22 protein-coding genes and 3 pseudogenes are annotated in these 18636 nt (G+C 45.7%); 11 read left to right on the forward strand and 14 right to left on the reverse strand.

From position 1 onward, the window contains the following. Positions 1-139 precede the first annotated feature (139 nt). The 3 genes from BLT91_RS09005 to BLT91_RS09015 all read left to right on the forward strand — a co-directional run bounded on the left by BLT91_RS09005 (position 140) and on the right by BLT91_RS09015 (position 1783). A complete protein-coding gene (locus tag BLT91_RS09005) occupies positions 140-511 on the forward strand; it encodes a redoxin domain-containing protein (RefSeq protein WP_090819872.1) in 372 nt (123 codons plus the stop codon). A gap of 225 nt (positions 512-736) precedes the next feature. Continuing rightward, positions 737-934: a hypothetical protein gene (locus tag BLT91_RS09010; RefSeq protein WP_090819874.1), complete on the forward strand. Its 198-nt coding sequence runs from the start codon at positions 737-739 to the stop codon at positions 932-934. 102 nt (positions 935-1036) lie between these two features. Continuing rightward, positions 1037-1783 carry an SDR family NAD(P)-dependent oxidoreductase gene (locus BLT91_RS09015; protein WP_090819879.1) on the forward strand — a complete coding sequence of 249 codons (747 nt, stop codon included), beginning with the start codon at positions 1037-1039 and terminating at the stop codon, positions 1781-1783. Positions 1784-2125: 342 nt separating this feature from the next. Here BLT91_RS09015 and BLT91_RS09020 read toward each other — a convergent pair whose 3' ends face one another. Further along, complete coding sequence (locus tag BLT91_RS09020; protein ID WP_217635193.1) at positions 2126-2551, reverse strand: TetR family transcriptional regulator C-terminal domain-containing protein; 426 nt, start codon at positions 2549-2551, stop codon at positions 2126-2128. 328 nt (positions 2552-2879) lie between these two features. Here BLT91_RS09020 and BLT91_RS09025 point away from each other — a divergent pair, with 328 nt between their 5' ends. Together BLT91_RS09025 and BLT91_RS09030 are read left to right on the forward strand one after the other, a co-directional pair. Then, a complete protein-coding gene (locus BLT91_RS09025; protein ID WP_090819882.1) occupies positions 2880-3524 on the forward strand; it encodes a peroxiredoxin-like family protein in 645 nt (214 codons plus the stop codon). Positions 3525-3640: 116 nt separating this feature from the next. Continuing rightward, positions 3641-4414: an SDR family NAD(P)-dependent oxidoreductase gene (locus tag BLT91_RS09030; protein WP_090819885.1), complete on the forward strand. Its 774-nt coding sequence runs from the start codon at positions 3641-3643 to the stop codon at positions 4412-4414. Between the two features lie 587 nt (positions 4415-5001). Here the strand turns inward: BLT91_RS09030 and BLT91_RS32720 are convergent. The 3 genes and pseudogenes from BLT91_RS32720 to BLT91_RS32730 all read right to left on the reverse strand — a co-directional run. Beyond that, a complete protein-coding gene (locus tag BLT91_RS32720) occupies positions 5002-5472 on the reverse strand; it encodes a transposase (RefSeq protein ID WP_254776854.1) in 471 nt (156 codons plus the stop codon). A gap of 92 nt (positions 5473-5564) precedes the next feature. Then, positions 5565-5888: a transposase gene (locus BLT91_RS32725; RefSeq protein WP_254776882.1), complete on the reverse strand. Its 324-nt coding sequence runs from the start codon at positions 5886-5888 to the stop codon at positions 5565-5567. Positions 5889-5900: 12 nt separating this feature from the next. After that, positions 5901-5963, reverse strand: a pseudogene (locus BLT91_RS32730) (hypothetical protein); the annotation flags it as partial. Between the two features lie 432 nt (positions 5964-6395). Here BLT91_RS32730 and BLT91_RS09045 point away from each other — a divergent pair. From BLT91_RS09045 to BLT91_RS32735, 4 genes and pseudogenes are all read left to right on the forward strand, one after another. Next, the gene (locus BLT91_RS09045; protein WP_090820539.1) at positions 6396-7892 is read left to right on the forward strand and encodes a spore germination protein; all 1497 of its coding nucleotides are present in this window, start codon (positions 6396-6398) and stop codon (positions 7890-7892) included. Positions 7893-7894: 2 nt separating this feature from the next. Continuing rightward, a complete protein-coding gene (locus tag BLT91_RS09050) occupies positions 7895-9049 on the forward strand; it encodes a Ger(x)C family spore germination protein (RefSeq protein WP_090819888.1) in 1155 nt (384 codons plus the stop codon). A 43-nt stretch (positions 9050-9092) separates the two neighbouring features. Next, a complete protein-coding gene (locus tag BLT91_RS09055) occupies positions 9093-10175 on the forward strand; it encodes a GerAB/ArcD/ProY family transporter (RefSeq protein WP_090819891.1) in 1083 nt (360 codons plus the stop codon). A gap of 508 nt (positions 10176-10683) precedes the next feature. After that, positions 10684-10995 (forward strand): annotated as a pseudogene (locus tag BLT91_RS32735) (transposase); the annotation flags it as partial. 114 nt (positions 10996-11109) lie between these two features. On the opposite strand, the gene BLT91_RS32280 reads toward BLT91_RS32735, so the two are convergent. From BLT91_RS32280 to BLT91_RS31405, 6 genes are all read right to left on the reverse strand, one after another. Then, positions 11110-11256, reverse strand: a complete 147-nt coding sequence (locus BLT91_RS32280; RefSeq protein WP_217635195.1) for a hypothetical protein — start codon at positions 11254-11256, stop codon at positions 11110-11112. A gap of 527 nt (positions 11257-11783) precedes the next feature. Further along, entirely contained in the window at positions 11784-11945 is a 162-nt protein-coding gene (locus tag BLT91_RS30625; RefSeq protein WP_175532178.1) for a YjzC family protein, read from the reverse strand. Positions 11946-12597: 652 nt separating this feature from the next. Beyond that, complete coding sequence (trxA, locus tag BLT91_RS09070; RefSeq protein WP_090819894.1) at positions 12598-12891, reverse strand: thioredoxin; 294 nt, start codon at positions 12889-12891, stop codon at positions 12598-12600. 204 nt (positions 12892-13095) lie between these two features. Continuing rightward, positions 13096-13413, reverse strand: coding sequence for a thioredoxin family protein (locus BLT91_RS09075; protein ID WP_090819897.1), 318 nt, complete (start codon positions 13411-13413; stop codon positions 13096-13098). Between the two features lie 158 nt (positions 13414-13571). Next, a complete protein-coding gene (gene trxB / locus BLT91_RS09080; protein WP_090819900.1) occupies positions 13572-14501 on the reverse strand; it encodes a thioredoxin-disulfide reductase in 930 nt (309 codons plus the stop codon). A 610-nt stretch (positions 14502-15111) separates the two neighbouring features. Beyond that, positions 15112-15258, reverse strand: coding sequence for a hypothetical protein (locus BLT91_RS31405; protein WP_175532179.1), 147 nt, complete (start codon positions 15256-15258; stop codon positions 15112-15114). A gap of 113 nt (positions 15259-15371) precedes the next feature. On the opposite strand from BLT91_RS31405, the gene BLT91_RS09085 reads away from it, so the two are divergent. Together BLT91_RS09085 and BLT91_RS09090 are read left to right on the forward strand one after the other, a co-directional pair. Continuing rightward, complete coding sequence (locus BLT91_RS09085) at positions 15372-16016, forward strand: peroxiredoxin-like family protein (protein ID WP_090819903.1); 645 nt, start codon at positions 15372-15374, stop codon at positions 16014-16016. A 177-nt stretch (positions 16017-16193) separates the two neighbouring features. Further along, positions 16194-16536: pseudogene (locus BLT91_RS09090) on the forward strand (FAD-dependent oxidoreductase); the annotation flags it as partial. 188 nt (positions 16537-16724) lie between these two features. On the opposite strand, the gene BLT91_RS09095 reads toward BLT91_RS09090, so the two are convergent. The 4 genes from BLT91_RS09095 to BLT91_RS31415 all read right to left on the reverse strand — a co-directional run bounded on the left by BLT91_RS09095 (position 16725) and on the right by BLT91_RS31415 (position 18250). After that, entirely contained in the window at positions 16725-17246 is a 522-nt protein-coding gene (locus BLT91_RS09095) for an NHL repeat-containing protein (protein WP_175532180.1), read from the reverse strand. 47 nt (positions 17247-17293) lie between these two features. After that, the gene (locus tag BLT91_RS31410; RefSeq protein ID WP_217635196.1) at positions 17294-17593 is read right to left on the reverse strand and encodes a hypothetical protein; all 300 of its coding nucleotides are present in this window, start codon (positions 17591-17593) and stop codon (positions 17294-17296) included. 86 nt (positions 17594-17679) lie between these two features. After that, positions 17680-17913: an SDR family oxidoreductase gene (locus tag BLT91_RS09100; RefSeq protein ID WP_090819909.1), complete on the reverse strand. Its 234-nt coding sequence runs from the start codon at positions 17911-17913 to the stop codon at positions 17680-17682. A 193-nt stretch (positions 17914-18106) separates the two neighbouring features. After that, positions 18107-18250 (reverse strand): hypothetical protein, encoded by a 144-nt coding sequence (locus BLT91_RS31415; protein WP_175532182.1) that lies wholly within the window; start codon positions 18248-18250, stop codon positions 18107-18109. Positions 18251-18636: the final 386 nt, after the last annotated feature.

The raw sequence follows: 18636 nt of genomic DNA on the forward strand, positions 1-18636 counted from the left end.
GCCGATACACACGCATCGCCCTTACCCAGAAGCTGCGCCGCATCATCGATGAAGGCATCGGTTATGGCCTTGCCCTCGAAGGCATCAGCGCCGCCGACGTCGCCCGATCGATGGCCAACAAAGCGTGAATCTATAAAAAATCTCCGAGGTACTCCCGGAGATTGAGAAACTCGGTGGCCAGCTGATCGCTGTCACTCCACAAAGCCCCGACAACTCGCTGTCCCATCAGGAAAAGGAAGAACTGACCTTCCAGGTGCTGAGTGACTCGAACGGCACTGTATCCGACAGCTACAAAGTTCTGTATCAAATCCCTGATTACGTTCAGGACGTCTTCACCCAAAAATTCGGTCTGGATCTCACCAAGTTCAATAATACCGCTCGTTGGATTCTGCCGGTTCCGGCGACGTTTATTATCGATAAGGAAGGAATCATCCGCCGCACTCACGTCAATCCGGACTTCATGAAGCGGATGGAACCTCAAGAAATCATCGATCAATTAAGGAAGCTTTGATCATTAAGAAAACCAACATCGTTGGGATCGAAATGAAAGATGCATGATAGGATTGGTTAAATGGGTAAACTAACTGTTGCTGTTTTCACAGGCGCATCGAAAGGTATTGGCGCCGGCATCGCGTAAGCTTGAGCTGCGGAAGGAGCTCCAGTTTACCGAGTTCGGTACTTTATTCATCGACCAAAGCTGTAGTTGACACGTTGTCGCTTGCGCTCGTGAAAGAGCTTGGTCCGCGAAATATTCGCGTCCATCGTCGCTCCGGGCCACACCGATACAGAAGGGCTGCATAGCCTTGGTCTCATTGGAAGCGAGCACGGCAAAAAGTTGGTTTCCGACATACAGCTTGGAAGCCGTTTTGGCCAGTCGGACAAAGACATCGCGCCTGTCGTCGTGTTCTTAGCTCCGACGAAGCCTTGTGGCTGAAAGGTGAGCGGATCAACGCATCCGGCGGGACGCACTAAACAGAATCGATCATCAAAATGTGCAGTACACTCAAATTATCTATCTGAAGGAGAGAAAAGAATCATGAATAAATTGACTGGCAAAGTGGCGGTTGTAACTGGTGCATCGAAAGGTATTGGTGCTGGGATAGCAAAGGCATTGGCGGCGGAAGGGGCGGCAGTAGCTGTTAACTACGCATCCAGCAGAGAAGGAGCCGACCGGGTCGTAACGGAGATCACCGCTAACGGAGGTAAAGCTGTCGCGATTCAAGGCGACATGTCCAAGGCAGCGGATGTTAAACGGTTGTTTGCAGAAACGAAGACCGCACTCGGAACGCCGAACATCTTGGTTAACAACGCGGGTATCTTCGAGTTCGGCCCGTTCGAAGAAGTTTCGGAAGAGCAGTTCCACCAGCATTATAATATCAACGTTCTTGGGCCGATTCTGACAACGCAGGAAGCTGTGAAGTATTTCCCTGCAGAGGGCGGCAGCGTCATTAACATCAGCACTATCGCCAGCATCAATCCGGTACCGTATTCCATGTTGTATGCTTCGTCCAAGGCTGCGGTCGATACAATGTCGATGGCGCTGGCCAAGGAACTTGGACCTCGGAACATCCGGGTTAACATGGTTGCGCCAGGCTTTACGGACACGGAAGGGAATAAGGCATTCGTTGGCAGCGAGATCGGACAAAACCTGGCTGCCACTACCCCGCTTGGCGGACGTTTTGGAAAACCGGAAGACATCGCTCCTGTCGTGGTATTCCTCGCGTCGGACGACGCTGCCTGGTTGACTGGCGAAAGAATCAGTGCATCCGGTGGTGTGCATTAATCTATCTTATCAAAAATACTAAACTACACAAGCCTTGCTGCCGTCGTCAGATCATCGGGATGACGGTTTTTTTCATTGTCCGTAAATAAAAGGCGATTCCTGAAATAGTACGATTAACAAGTTAATATCCAATATGAAAGGGGACGCTTACTTTCCTGGACCGTTTATAAGACCTCTACAAAAAAGCCCGGGCCGGTATCCAGCCGCAGGCTTGAAAAATAATTGCTTGCTTTCTTATGTGTATCCTCCCTTCTGTTTGCATAATTGCAGCTGCGCTGTAGCATGATACAATGCATAAAACACTAGCTGCTGTTGATTTCAATACGCTTCAGCATATCCGTTTCATCGACTGGCGGCACTTCTGAACGAACGAATATCTGCAAGCACGGCGTCCATTACCGCTTCAAGAGGACTCGTCTCCTTGTGGCACTGCGTAAGAAGAAGGCCTTCCTGAAGTGCGGTCAGCAGCGCCATAGCGAGATTGTCCGGATCGGCTTCGGCTCTCAGTTCGCCGCGCTCATTCATTGCGCGGAGTCCTTTGCGAATGGCGAGTTCCCACTGCATTAATCCGGCTGCGAGTTCTGTGCGAGCCGCCGGTTCCATATCCGCCAGCTCGCTGGCAAACGAACCGATGGGACAACCTCCTTTGTACTGCCGTTCAATCTGAAGCTGTACGATCGCATCGCGCCAAGTACGCAACGCTTCCATACTGTCCAGACGACTCAGCAGAGGCTCCTGGGCACCTAGCACCTGTTCGGTCTGATACAAAATGACCGCCAGTACAAGCTCTCGTTTTTCTTTGAAATAATGATATAACTAGGAGGCGCTGACCTTAGCCTCTTGTTGCACATCTTCCACGCTTGTACCGGCAACCCGCGTTCAAACATCAGTTTGGCCTCGGCGGCAACGATGCGAGCGCTGGTTTCTTTCCCCTTTTTCGTCAGCCGCTGCTCTTGTGTTTTGACATCCATAATAGTTCCCATATATGTAGTATGTCAAAAATGGAGTTGACAATCCAAAAAAATAGCGTTATGATGGGTTTGTTGATAAATGGAGTAACTACTCCAATATTTATATTTTAAAGGAGGACTGTACAATGTCCGTTAAAGAACAATTGGATCAAGCAAAGGAAGGCTTTATTGCCACCGCGCCCGAAGAGGTGCAAGCGGCACTTTTCCGGAACATTAAGGAGCAGCAAGAATCAGGTATTTTGTTCGGTTTGAAGGAAGGGGACAAAGCTCCTAATTTTACGCTGACCAATCCGCTTGGAAATCAAGTAAACCTGTATGACGAGCTGGCGAAAGGTCCGGTTGTCCTGACCTTCTACCGCGGCAGTTGGTGTCCTTTCTGCAATATCCAGCTTCGTGCATACGAGCAAGCACTGCCGGAGTTGAAAAAGCTCGGCGGCCAGCTGATCGCTGTCACTCCGCAAAGCCCCGACAACTCCCTGTCCCATCAGGAAAAGGAAGAACTGACTTTCCAGGTGCTGAGTGACTCGAACGGCACTGTCTCCGACAGCTACAAAGTTCTGTATGAAGTCCCTGATTACGTTCAGGACGTCTTCACCCAAAAATTCGGTCTGGATCTCACCAAGTTCAATAATACCGCTCGCTGGATTCTACCGGTTCCGGCGACGTTTATTATAGATAAGGAGGGAATCATCCGCCGCGCTCACGTCAATCCGGACTTCATGAAGCGGATGGAGCCTCAAGAAATCATCGATCAATTGAAGAAGCTTTGAGAGAAGCATGAAAAGCCGCCTTGTATGGACTTAAGATTATCGAGAGACCCAGCATCCTTTTTCAAAGATGTTGAGTTTCTCCTTTACTAATCGATTAAAGTGGGAGGCATGTTGCTTTGACAAAAGTAAGTTTCGATTTAAGCGGAAAAGTAGCTATCGTCACCGGTGCTGGACGCGGAATAGGACGTGCTATTGCAGAAGGGTTAGCACAAGCGGGGGCGAATGTCGTGCTGATAGCTCGTACTGAAACGGAAGTGGTTGAGGCTGCCAATCAAATCCATCAAGCAACCGGGCGACGCACGCTCGGCATTTCTTGCGATATTAACGATAAAAGCTCCATTGATTCAACCGTTCGCCAAGTTTTGGAGAGTTTCGGACAAATCGATATACTCGTTAATAATGCCGGTACGACAGTTCGTCAAACAGCGTTCGACTTAAGCGAGGAAGATTGGGATTTCGTCGTCGATACCAACTTCAAGTCCGTTTTCCTCATGTCAAAGGCGGTCGGTAAACATATGGTCGAACGTCAAAGCGGACGTATCGTCAATATCGCTTCCGTAGCTTCTGAATTGACATTATCTTTCACATCAGCATATGGGCCAAGCAAAGCAGCAGTCGTACAGCTGACCAAACAACTTGCCAACGAATGGGCTAAATTCGGTATTACCGTAAACGCAATTAGTCCATGGTTTTTCCGAACTTCCCTTAATGCAAAGAATCTTGACAATCCGGATTTTAAAAATTTGATTGAGCAGCGGACGCCGATCGGAAGAGTTGGCCGGTTAGAGGAAATGATCGCACCGGTTCTGTTCTTTTGCTCTGAAGGTTCGAGCTACGTAACTGGGCAGAATCTATTTGTTGATGGGGGAACTACCCATTATGGAATCTGATTGTCGAATTCCTTCATCGAACGGATGAATTTATGCGGTTCTCAAAGAAATTGGATTGGGAGATTCAGCCACCGGAAAATAAGAAAAACCGTCAGGGAAAAACATCCTGACGGTCCTTTTGCGTGTAAACCCATACTTTTGTGCATGGGGAGAGATAGATGTGGGGTTCCAACCGCTGTTGTGCGGTAATAAACACGACTTCAAAGGCGGCCCACCGCAAGGCGCCTTTCCACCCTCACACCCATCCCTCTTCTGTTCTACATTGAGCTGCCTTCCACTTCTTTATTCTCTAACCAATCTGAGACCCGGTATTCGTATCCATGTATTCCTTTGTAATACTCTGGATACATGGCTCCACCACAGCTTTCACATGTGAATTGTGAAGGTACAGCTCTATCTCCTTGATCCATTCCGGTCAAAATCTCTTACAACATTAAGCGGTATGTTTTCGCTTTCCGAAAAGGTCAATATAATTCACTGTCTGTTTGGACAACTGTGGTTTCTTCTTTTTGTTTTTCGTTTTCTTGCTTCCCTGTGAGATCTCGAATCATCCTTTCCAAGCAGCCTCGTGTCTTCTCGCATGCTGCTTATTTAATCGTTAGTTTACCTTCTTCTAAACAGACTTCCCCCTTGTATTCAAGGTAACATTCGCACTTTGGACAGACCAGTGGGTCTTTTCCGGTTGCTCTTTGAATTCGTTCTCTCCAATTCCTGCGGTTTAGACGTCTTTCAGCGCGTACGATCCACTTCTTTACTTCTTTTTGCCAACTTGTCAATAGCGTTTTACTTACCTTTTTCAGTCTTCGCGAATAGATCCCATAGTACCGAATTGTTTTAAAGTTTTCATCCGGAATATGGTGTATGACCCTTGCAATAAATTCTTCGACCGTTACTTTTTCCGTCTTCTCTTCCCCACTTGTTTTATCGTGGTAGCTGAACGCTACGTATTCTCCGTCATAGGACTGGATTCGTTTTAACGCAATAGCTGGTCTCTTTATATAACGTCCTATGTATCCTAGCTTTTTCTTTACATTCCCTTTTTGCTTCGGAGCATGCACATAAAAACCTTCTCCATTGGAGGAATATGCTTTCTATAGTCTGGACTGTACCTGTTTCTTCTCTTCTGCGTTCAATCGTTTTTGAATTAGCTTTAACACCACGGTTTGCCACTGTTTTCTAGCACTTCAAACGGCACGTAATCATACGTTTTCCATTCTCCGTTTGATCTCATTCCACCCATCGTCACCAACATATGAACATGCGAATTAAAATTCAGACGTGAGTCAAAGGTATGCAACCCTGCAATAATGCCAGGGGTAATCTTATGTTTCATCTCGAAATGCTCTTCAATGATTCGTACGGCCTCATCCATGAATTCTTTTAGCATTTTTCGATGCAGCAAAAACATACCCCATAGACCTTCATCAATGGTGAATACCACGTGTCGATGATTGACTTGAAATACATCTTCCATCAACAAGCGGCTCCATTCTTCGGTTTCGCCACAGGAGCATGTTGTGCAGAAACGACCTTTACATCGATAGGGCACTCTCCGTATGTCATGGCATCCTTCACAAACTAGAATGTTGAAACCGTTATAGGATCGCAACAACCACGAAATTTTTGTACCTCTTTGATGACATTTGGCCGAATATGCTTTTTATGTTTTTCTACAAACGCATCCCAATGCTGATGTTGATCGAAAAAGATTTGTTTTAAGAGATTCGAGTTCATATCGCTATTTTACCAAAAAATTTAAATAAGGGGTAAGCTTCGCTTACCCCTAACCATATAAATTCTTATCTGTCAAGAATACCCACCTTTACAACTCGCGAAAAAGGTGGGTTTTTCTTGAAAAGAACAACTAATTCCGAATGGGCTGAATACGCTGAACAGAAAGGATAGTTTTCATAAAAATGGGTACATTATCTAAATAACTTTAACACGAAGGTGGATTCCACTAATGGACTGGTTTGGATTCATGAAGAACAAGATTAAAACAAATACCAATCTTACCAACGAAAATCCGAGCCAAAATATAAGTAACAACATTATTGAGAATGAAAAAGCATTAAAAGATATATTTCAGAATTGTCCCGATATTATATTTCGTGATATTACGATTCACGGTCAAACCAAGGCATTATTAATCTACTTAGATGGTATGGTCAATACTGATATCATTACTTCAAACATTCTAAAACCTTTGATATATGATGGTCTGCCTCAAGGTCTTGGGATGATCGACAGTCTCGCACAAATGTGCAAACAAGAGCTCGTTTCCGTTTTATCGACTAATAAACTCTCCAACTTTGAAGAAATTGTCGATCAGATTTTAAAGGGAAATGTTGCTATACTGGCCGATGGGGAAAATACCGCCCTTCTAGCTGATGTCACAAAATTTGAAACTCGAGCCATAGAAGAGCCTTTTAATGAGGCAACCATTCGGGGATCCAAAGAAGGTTTTACGGAGAGCCTGCGGATGAATACCACGATGCTGCGCAGGATATTGGCAACACCGAAGATGAAATTTGAATCATTAAAGATCGGAAGACTGACGAAGACCGATGTTGTCATCGCCTATATTGAAGGAATTGTTTCCATCCCGGTTCTGAATGAAGTCCGTAAAAGGATACATCGAATACAAATCGATGGAATTCTCGAATCGGGGTATATTGAAGAATCCATTGAAGAAACTCATCTTTCTCCCTTTCCGCAAATGATAGTTACTGAGCGCCCAGACATTGTTGCCGCTGGATTGCTTCATGGAAAAGTAGCCGTATTAACCAATGGAGGCGCCTGCGTCCTTGTAGTTCCAATGACGTTCTGGGAAGGATTTCAGGCGCCTGACGATTATTATGAACGCTTTTTATTCGTAACCCAGATTCGATGGATTCGCCATATATTTGCTTTATTCTCGGTGGTATTCCCTAGCGTTTATATTGCGTTGACTAATTTCCATCCGGAGATGGTTCCTCAAAAACTGATGTTGACGATTGCAACGCTGCGGGAAAAGGCACCCTTTCCAACTGTGATTGAAGTCTTTATGATGGAGCTCATGTTCGAAGGTTTACGGGAAGCGGGAATCCGTTTGCCAAAACAGATCGGTCCTCTCGTAAGCATCGTCGGGGCATTAGTCATTGGGGAGGCGGCTGTCCGTGCCGGAATTATTTCCGCACCTATTGTCATTGTCGTATCGGCTGCCGGAATTTCGTCGTTCATCATTCCGCGATATCGGTTCGCTTATGCTCTACGGATGTTACGATTCCCATTGTTGATCCTATCCGGAGTATTCGGGCTATTTGGTTTAGCGATCGGGATCTTCGCGATTTTAATTCACCTCATTCAACTTAGTTCGTTTGGGACTCCATATTTAACTCCAGTGGCTCCGCAAATCGCTCGAAGGCTTACGGACGTATTGATGCGATGGCCTCGAAAGCGTTCCGTTTATAATGAACCACAAAATGAGGCGGATTAACCATGAAGAGGGCGGCTAAGCTTTGTTTCGTTGTTCTCCTAATGGTATCGACCACAACCGGATGCTGGAACCTAAAGGAACCGGATCAACTCGCATTTGCTTTGGGGGGAGGGCTGGATTTAACAAAAGACGATCAGTTAGATATTAGTGCTCAAATCGCGATACCCTCTCGTCTTGGCGGCGGACAGGAAGCAGGCGGCGGAACCGGGAATAAAAGTTTCCGTATAATAAGTGCGACTGGAAAAAACGTTAACGATATTGTTTCAAATTTGCAGAAACAGTTATCGCGAAATTTTTTTGTCGGGCATCGTCAGATCATTCTCATCGGACAACGAATGGCCGAGCACGGAATAGGCAGCTTGCTCGATTGGTTTGTTCGACATCCTCAATCGGAGTTGCGTTCAAGGATATTTGTTGTGAAAGATGGCCAAGCGAAAGATCTCCTATCTGTTGAGCCGTTCATCGAGCCGTTTACATCTACGGAATTGGTACGGCAACAAACAGCTTTAGGTTTAAAGCGTCATTATTTCCGGGATTTTTTGTCAGATACATTAAGTCAAGGTTTACAGCCCATGTTGCCAGTGGTTAGCTTAACGGACACAAAACAAGTTGTTTATTCGGGTACTGCCGTTTTCAATAAAGACGATGGCCTGAAATTAGTGGGTTTCTTGAATAGTGAAGACTCTTTCTATGCCAATTGGATTGCAAATAGACAAACAAATTTAGCTATCACTTCTTTCGTCAAACGAGGAAATGGCAGTATTAGTTTAACGCTGCTGTCATTAGGTCGACGGATTCTAGTGAAGATGATCGATAACCAAATAAAAATTGACGTACTTCTCACTGGAGAAGGAACTATTGTCGAAAATACTACGAACTTGGATCCAACCATACGAAATGATCTCCAAATCATAGAAGATGAACTCAGTGAAACGACACGGAGATCGATACAGCAGCTGATCAAAAAAGTTCAGAAGCAGTACAAGACAGACATCTTCGGGTTTGGTGTACATGTGCATCAGCAATATCCAGACCATTGGAAAACCTTGAAACAAGATTGGGACGTAACTTTCCCTGAGCTGAATGTTTCGGTCAAAGTAAAACTTCATTGCAAGGATCCGGGTGAAACCAGCGCGTCAATTCAGACAAAGCCTTGACTCTTTTACGGGCTGTATACCATTGAGGAGGAGTAGAGGATTTATGAAGCTGTCCGGATCACAATTGGTTTGGATTATTGTAACAGAGGTCTGTGCGATAATCGGGATAAGAATTTCGCCGGCGATCGTAATATCTCAACAAGATACATGGCTTTCGATATTGGTTGGGGGCGTCATAGGCGCAGCCTTAACCTTCCTTGTCGTGCATCTCAGCATTCTCCACCCCAATCAAACATTAACCCAATTTAGCCAGTCTCTGCTGGGCAAATGGCTAGGGAGAATGATTGTCCTTCCGTATCTCGTTGCCTGGTATCTATTTTGTGCTGGTTTACTACGCGAATTTCCAGGCTTTTTGCAACCTGTACTTATTGACAGAACACCTCTGTGGATAATGATATTACTGTTACTAAGTTTAATGATCTCTTTGACTTATTCCTCAGGTATTACAGGAATAGGTCGATGCTGTGAAATAATAGGACCCGTTATTATCTTTGTATTGATTGTCAGCTTCATTTTAAATGTAGGCAATGCAGATTGGCATCAATTATTACCAGTATTTAGCGATACAGGTTGGGTAAACATTTTAAAAGGGTCGCTTGGTCCCGCTTTTTGGTTTCCAGGTCCTTTCACCTTATTGGTTATTATCGCTTTTATGCAGAACCCCCGAAAAGCGCTGTCAAAATCCTTATTAGGAGTAGGCCTTACCGTTTTCATGGTTTTTATTGCAACTCTTATGGTGCTTATGGTTTTTGGACCGAATTTATCAGCCCATTTAAGGTTTTCTTACTTTATGTATGTTAGGACCATTGATATATTAAATTTCATTCAAAGCGTCGATGTATTTTTCATGTTTATTTGGATTTTCGGAGTGACTGCCCAATTGTCATTATATTTGTTTGTCGTTAGCTACGAAATGGCAAATTGGTTCAATGTGAAAGATTGGCGGAAAATGATTTGGTTCAGCGCATCGGCGATTTTTATTATAGCTATGTTAATCCCCAATGAGACAGCATTTACATCATACGATAAATTTTGGACATCTGTGATATTCCCTGTTTGTGGTATCGCGCTCCCCCTTATATTATGGATTATTTCGGTCGTCAAAAAGAAAACTGTGAAGATATAAATGTATTGTAAATTCGTCCTCGGAAATTGGACGATAAACACATATTTGCATTACTAAACCCGGCCACACTTGCCGGATTTTTGCTTTTTATTGAGCTTTCCTCCGATAACTTAAGTTTGATCAGTTTAACGGCAGTGTTTATAAATCCTGAATCACTTGTCACCGTCTTGCCCAAGTCCCTCCTGAGCATTCCGTAATCAAAGCGCCTTTACCCGGATAGTCGTTGTGGACTTGACTTTGTGCCGTTACGTTGCCGCCACAGCAGTGCCATGCAGTTACAGTCCGTTAGCGGAGCAAAGTAGCCGAACGGTACCTCCGAAGCCTCGTCGGTGTAGTTTTGTTAACAACCGTATCCGTCGTAGTCTACTTACTGTATGGGGCATGGTTCTAGGTTTTAAAATTAATACAGATGAATAATATTAAGCGAAAGCATTATCGAAAGCGGAGCAAAGAAATGTGATAATAACCGCACCAAAAATTACCCGAAAGATCAGTTGAACTCTTAAACACGATTCCTGGAATCCTGAAAGATGCTGCTGCGGTCATCTTAGCAGAGATCGGGAATGATATGTCTTGCTTTGGAGGCGATCCGCAAATAGTAGCTTGGGCCGGGTTAAGCCCAGGGAATAATGAGAGTGCAGGAAAGAAGAAAAGTTCAAAGATAGCTAAGGGGAATAATAGTCTAAAGGCAGTGCTTTGCCAAGTTGCTTTGGCGGCAAATAAATCTAAGGGCACGAGACTTGCGTCTTTCTTTTATCGAATACAGAAACGACGAGGACAGAAAAAGGCAACAATAGCGACAGCCCATCTCATACTTTGAATTATCTACCGAATGCTCAAGGACAAAATAGCTTACCGTGAAGTAGGCTGGGACTATCTAACCTCTTCAACATCATCTGTGGAATATTGGATAAAAAAATCGAGGCCCAGGGACTCATTTGTCTTTCTGCCACTTTTTGTTGAGCACTTCGATCGTTTTGGGTCCCGCGAAACGCCCGCTCCCCATGATCAACTCGGCACCGCTAGTCTTGTAGGCATCCAAATGAAAAGCAATCTCGCGGCAATCATGTCTTGCTTGCATTGTCGAACCTTCGCCATGTCGGTCGTGACGGAACCGGTCATCACCGTGCCGAACTGAGCGGCGCTCCAAATCTCATTCTTGCTGGGCACGCAGGCGACGGCTGGACATGAGCCCCGACCCACCGGCACTCCACGACGGCAACCCTTTGCCCGGATCGCGCCAGGTGCCAAGCCAGCAACTTTCCGCCTTGGCCGCTGCCAAGGACCAGGGTTTCGAAATGTTCTGCTTGAGATATCAGAGTCCTCCTTTTTTGAAATCCCAATGATGTTGGGTTCTCGACAATCCGAGGTCGCACAAGGCGGCCTGAACATTATAGTTGCCACACCTCGCGGACGCAAGTAAGCAAGGTAATCACTCTCGAGAGCAGGGGTCTTTTTTATTCATATTCATCATATTTTCATCTTCCTAGCTATCCATTCGGGATTCAATACACTACGATCCAAATTGAGAATTCGATATTTCATCACCGAAACTATAACTAAGAACCGCTTTGACTATTGTCAAGCGGTTCTCTGTCTCGTATTTAGTCAAACGGATTCGTGTTTCCAAGTTGTTGCTTTCCCGGTCTTAGAGCAATTTGGGAAAGTTTCGCCAGCTTGTAATACAACGTGTCCTCCATCAACATCAATATAATGCCCCGATTCAGTCACTCTTTCACCAGTTTTATGCCGATGACTTGCAGTATTCATCGTTTTCGCCCCTTCTTGATTTGGAATTGAGATTTCGTGAAAATTCACGCTAACATATTTATGCCCTGTCTGGTTTACGACAAATCACATAACAATTGCCAAATCTTCGGGGTATGTATTTTTAAACGCTGCTGCATTCAGTTTTCCATAAACAATACGAACCATGTACTGTAGGGCTTTTATCAGAATCTGATTATGTTTCTAAATATATCTTGTGTGCGGACGATTGCTGCGGATGACATGCGCCGCGATGACGCTGCGAGCCAAATTGCTGCAAAACAGACGTCAGAAAAAGTTAGTAGAAAACTTCTGTTGTCACCAACCGAATAGCATACCCTTTTTAGGGCAATCTTGCCGCCTTCCCACGATTAACATTTGATACAGTTCGTGAAGGCATTACTTTCGGAATAAAGAAAAGCATCAGGATCACGAGAATTATCGCGTAGCAATAAGTAACTCCTAATTTTTATCTTCAAATATAAATTGCCTGGGCTGGAGAATTCCAGCCACAGGCTTGAATAAAAGAGAACTTTTCTCTATAAGTAAATCTTCGTTAGGCTCATTTTCAAATCTGGTCGGCAAATAGCGCTATCACTTGGCCGATCAGTTCCTGACCACTTCGATCACTTTGTTTGGCTGTCGATCCAATCCCTTAATTGGTCTTCGAACGATAGCCGGAAACTTGATCGACTGCAACTCCATCCTGAAACAAAATGAGGGTTGGAACTCCCATCACGGCAAAGTTATTGGCGGTTTGCAGATTGTCGTCGACATTGATTTTTGCAACTTTTAATTGTTCTCCAAACTCAGACTCGAATTCATCCAATACTGGAGACAGCATTTTGCAAGGACCGCACCAAGGCGCCCAAAAATCAACCAATACGGTTCCTTTCTGTTTCTCCACTTCCGTCTCGAATGTTTGATCCGTCACATGTACAATAGCCATTTCGATTCCCTCCTGTTTTTTGGTTCTTGAAACAATTATAATAACACTCTAATGGGATATCCTATTTTCGAAAAAACCGAACGAATTTTCTGGAAAGCAGAGAGTGATCGTTAGTATTAAGGTTACATCCGTGTACTCTCTCCTGCCCATCGTCTAATAACAGAAGCCTAAAGACAAACTTCCTAGACTTTCAGACTGAAAAACTTATGATATAGATTCCAGATAATCCTGCACTTGAGCAGGGGTCTTTGCAAACTTACTGTGCAAATGTCCCAATTTCACTCCGTTCTTATAAACAAGTAAACTTGGAATCCCACGAACCTCGTTTGCTTCCACAATCGTTTGAAATTGTTCCGCATCGATTGCATAGAAATCCTTATCCTTATTCTCCGTTATGATCTCATCAATAAATCGGTCCATGTTTTTGCAGTCGGGACACCAGGTTGTGTCAAATTTCACTACTGTGTATTGATCTCTATTGACCAAATCTTGAAAACGATCTTCCGTAAGTATTCTTTCCATTTTTATTCGCTCCTTATAAAATGGGTTGTAATTACACTGTCTTAGCTCACAAAATCAGTTCCATTGGAGACATCCAGTTCAATAAAAAGCTAGCTATCTCGACAAAATAGTTACATTGTAAATATAAGCCTCATACGCGATCCTCTCCTGTTTTTTGGTTAGCCGATCGGATGTTCTTCCAAAAATCGTTCGCAATCCAGTGCCGCAATCGCTCCGCTGCCGGCCGAAGTGATTGCCTGCCGGTAGCGGGGGTCCTGCACGTCGCCACAAGCGAATACGCCTGGAATACTCGTTTCAACCGTTCCCGGCCTTACAATTAAGTAGCCTTGCTGATCGGTCTGCAGTTGTCCGTCAAGAAATTCGGTATTCGGATGATGGCCGATCGCTACGAATATACCGTCGGTTTCGATGATCTCCGCAGCGCCTGTTTCATTGTTTTGCACTTTCAATCCGGTTACGCCTTTTCCATCGGAGATAACTTCCAGCGGAGTCCGATCCAGACCCCACTTGATTTTGCTGTTTTGCCGGGCACGATCCTGCATGATTTGAGACGCCTTCAGTTGGTTTCTCCTGTGGACGATGCGGACTTCCGAGGCGTATTTTGTCAAGAAGTGCGCTTCCTCCATGGCCGAGTCTCCGCCGCCGACCACGATTATTTTTTTGCCACGGAAGAAGAAACCGTCACACGTGGCGCAAGTGCTCACGCCTCTTCCAATATTTTCGTACTCATTTGGAATTTGCAGATAGTTTGCAGATGCTCCCGTAGAGATGATGACGGTCTCGGCTTTTAGCGTTTCACCACCTTCCAAGTACAAGCTGAACGGGCGGTTTTGCAGATCGACCCGGCTTACCCGGCCTGTTTTAAACCTGGCGCCGAATCGCTCTGCTTGCTTTCTCATATTTTCCATCAGTTCCGTTCCCAGGATCCCATCCGGAAAGCCGGGGAAGTTCTCAACTTCCGTCGTCGTCGTCAATTGCCCGCCGGGCTCAGTTCCTTCGATAACGAGAGGCTCCAAATTCGCCCTCGCCAAGTAAATAGCTGCTGTTAATCCGGCTGGACCGGTACCGATAACAATCGATTTGTACATGGTAAACAACTCCTATTTACTATTTTTCAAAATTTAATCGTATGTAAACTATTTAGGTAAAAATTTTTGACTAAAGGTGTCGATATTAAAGCTGACGTCCATCTTTTCAAAGCTGGAACCCCTCAGTCCTTGACGAGTTTACTTGCTGTCGCTCGGCCAATGCCGCTCGTTCCTCCTATAATAAGTGCTGTTTAACCCGATTGATTAGAAGCCATTCGTAGTTACTCCTTTCAATATTTTGGTGTTTTCAATCCATTTTATTGATCTGAAATCAATACTAATGCATTCTTTTTGGATTGTCAATTCCAAAATTACATATCAATGCATGCCACGCTCTTATGGCAAACACAGCAACCCAAAGGTTCAGCGGAATCTCGATTAAACAAGGAATATCTCGTACTTAACCACCTGCATGAGGAACATGCCCACCTTTAAGAAGGTTACTTTCGTTGCAATCACGACGTTGGGCTACATCTTAGAGTGAGTTATTATTGCGCGCTTTCTACTTGATTTGAACAAAGTGACTGCCCTAATCCTGGACCGTCGAGCCGCCGTTTCCGTATCCGACAGCTTCGCTGACAAGCGAGCCGATCGGACAGCCCCCCTGGCATTACCACTCATTCTGAAGCTGTACGGTCGCATCGAGCTGGGTTCGCAACGCTTCCATTTTGGCCATGTCGACGACGATACGCGCGCGTCTCTTTTCCCTTTTCGTCAGCTCCTGCTCTTGTTTTTTGATATCCATTAAGTTTTCCATTCATGTAGTAAAACAAAAAATGGAGTTGACAATCCATAAAAATAACGTTATGATGGGCTCATCAACAAATGGAGTGAAAAATCCAATATTCAATTTAAAAGGAGAGTTGTACCATGTCGGTTAAAGAACAATTGGATCAAACGAAGGAAGGTTTTATTGCTAACGCACCTGCAGAGGCCCAGTCGGCTATTTTTCAGCACATTAAGGAGCAACTGCAGTCCGGTATCGTTTTCGGATTGAAGGAAGGGGACAAAGCCCCGAATTTCACACTGGCCAATTCGCTCGGTGAGCGAGTGAACCTGTATGACGAGCTTGCGAAAGGCCCGGTTGTCCTGACCTTTTACCGCGGCAGCTGGTGTCCCTTCTGCAATGTTCAGCTCCGTGCTTACCAGCAATTGCTGCCGGAGATTGAGAAGTTTGGTGGCCAACTGATTGCCGTCACTCCGCAAAGCCCCGACAACTCGTTGTCTCAGAAGGAGAAGGAGGAGCTGACCTTCCAGGTGCTGAGCGATTCGAACGGCCGTGTCGCCGATAGCTACCAAATTTTGTTTGAACTGCCCGATTACCTTCAAAAGGTATTCACAAATTCGTTCGGTCTGGATCTCACCGTGTTCAATGCCTCCGATCGCTGGGTGCTGCCGGTTCCTGCGACGTTTATTATCGACAAAGAAGGAATCGTCCGCCGCGCGCATGTCAATCCGGACTTCATGAAGCGGATGGAGTCACAGGAAATCATCGATCAATTGAAGAAGCTCTGAGAGAAAGCATAAAAGGATGGCCGCCTTTGCGGCCTCAGATTGTCGAGAAGCCCAACATCCCTTCAGAGATGTTGGGCTTCTCATTCACTAGAAGAAATTGATGTTGCCGTGTGCTCATGTCGAATGATATCAGCCAAAGAGGCGTGATACGTCCGTGGTACGGCCAAAGTGGGAACGATTGAAAGAGGAACGATCGGCGGAAGCTGCGTCAATATTAATAGTGTGTCGGTGAGATCAACCATTTGTCCAAACAAAATTACTTCACCGGACTTCAAATATCCGCGAAAGCAGTAGATTTGACAGCTAGGAACATCTTGGTTCCTACTGGAGCTTCTCCTGCATTTCCGGACTTGCTGGGACTGGGAGACTTCGATTACTTGCTCAGCACTTCGGCTCTCGAACTCCGTCCGGGATATTCCCGAAGCGCCTTGCAGTCATCGGATCCGGTTACATAGCGATGGAACTGTGTCAATTATTCCATAACCTTGGTGTCGAGGTTACGCATAAGCATGAAAGGGTAGGCCGAATGCATATATTCGTCTGCCCTTTCTACTATTAAATTAATCAACAAATTATTTGGTTTTGACAGCAAAATCAACCCACAAAATCGTTCGTACACATGCTGCTTCTCTTGTTGTTAAAATGTGGCGACGGAATGACGTCCGGTTATGAGGCGACGCCAATTCGCGACTGACGATAGCCCTGAAGCTAGCCGAAGAATTCCAGTGCCTGCCCATTCAATCGTGGCATTCGAACGACGGCCCCGAGACATTCGCCAGTTTCGAAATTGAAGGCGACAACCTCGTCCTGCGCGACGCAATAGAGGAGTCCATTCGGTCCGAACCGCAACCCGCGAGGTTTGTGGAACTCAGTCAAACCGTTTGAAGAGAAGACGCGGATGAGATGACCATCCGTAGCGTCATATTCGCGAATGGTCGTGACAGCGTCTGGTGCGCCGAACGGCTGCTCGCTAGAAACAAGGATATTTTCGTTGGGGGCGATGGCAAGGTCGAGGGGACTGAGTCCAGGGTCCATCACGAACCGAGCCGCCAGAACGCTTCCCCCGGGAGCGAAGACAACAACGGTGTCGTCGCCTTCGCCGCCCGGTCCAACGCCTGAAGCAAGAAAAAGCCTGCCGTCACTTCCAAAAGCGAAACCGCGGGGAAACGGCACAACGCCAGCCGGTACGACAAGCTCGCCCGCGGCATCGAGCCCAGCCGGAAAGGCCATGATGGTGCGCGCGGTACGGAGTCCAATATGATAGCGGCCATCCAGGTCTAAATTCCCCCCACCGGGGTTAAGCCCTTTGATCGGGCCTGTGTCTCGCACGACCCGGCCATCCGGTCCGATAGCGAGTACTCGGTCGGCGCCGCTGTTGAGATAGAGCAAGCCTTTCGGTCGGCGCCGCTGTTGAGATAGAGCAAGCCTTTTGCCCGATCGACGCATAGACCGCGCGGGTCAGCGATCCGGCCGTCATCACTAAAAACGCCGAGCGGATTGCCATCGAGATCGAATCTTAGAAGCGCGCCGAATCCATTACCATTGAAGCCGGCGGCGCTGGTGACGAGAAGACGCATTGAACCAACTTCATCCCTTCTTGTATATTGATTAGTAATACAGGCAATCCAATATCCAGCCATTATATGATTACATTTAAATATACTCAATGGGTAAACTCATTTAAATGATTTCTCCAGGGGGAAGAAACACCTTTTGTCGGCATGAGACACTGGCAATAATTAAACGGCGGTACGTCCTCCAAAACGGCGAGGTTTGCGCCGTGTATGAAACTGGAACGATTCTTCGCTAGGAAGACGATTGCCTCTGTAATCTCATCCGCTGTAGCAGGACGGCCTGCCAATGCTTGGGAGGCCAGATGATCAAGTGCTTCGCCCATTATTTGCTGTCACTCGGCCAATGCCGCTCGTTCCTCCCGTAATAAGTGCTGTAAAACCCTATTGATTAGAAGCCATTCGTAATTACCCCTTTCAAAATTATTATGTGTTCAATCCATTTTCCTTAAACTGAAATAAATACTAAAGTAAAATTTTTGGATTTTCAACTCCATAATTAGCAAGCATCGCTGCCTATCACGCCATTCTGGCAAACGTGTTAACCCAAAGCATCAGCGGAATCGCGATCAAACAAGGAATATCCCGTAACTCCACCCGCATGAGGAACACGCCCACCTTTAAGATAGTTTTTTCCGTTGCAATCACGACGCTGGGCTGCATCTTATGGGGAGGTATTACTCATCTAAATGATACCTCTGCTTCATAGATAAAACACAATGGTGGAGAACAGTTTTCCGTCTCCACCATTGTATGTATATTCATCGTATACGAAATCGCCGACAATTGGATTGCGCGGGGGTATAAGGTGGCTGTGGTGTTGCGAATCATCGGCGTCAGCCTTCATCGAATTGAGATTTCGTTATCAAATTTGGGTGCTTTCCTTTCCGGTACTAATTATAAAAAGCTCGTGGCTGGACAATCCAGCCACAGGCTTGAAAAAAACAAGCACTTTCCTTCGCAAGTAAAGCTTTGTTAATTTTAAAATCCGGCCCCATCTTCAATTTCGATCCACAGATAAAGCCAGTACATAGCCAACCAGTTCCGTA

It is taken from the genome of Paenibacillus sp. yr247, assembly GCF_900103825.1.
GTDB lineage: Bacteria > Bacillota > Bacilli > Paenibacillales > NBRC-103111 > Paenibacillus_E.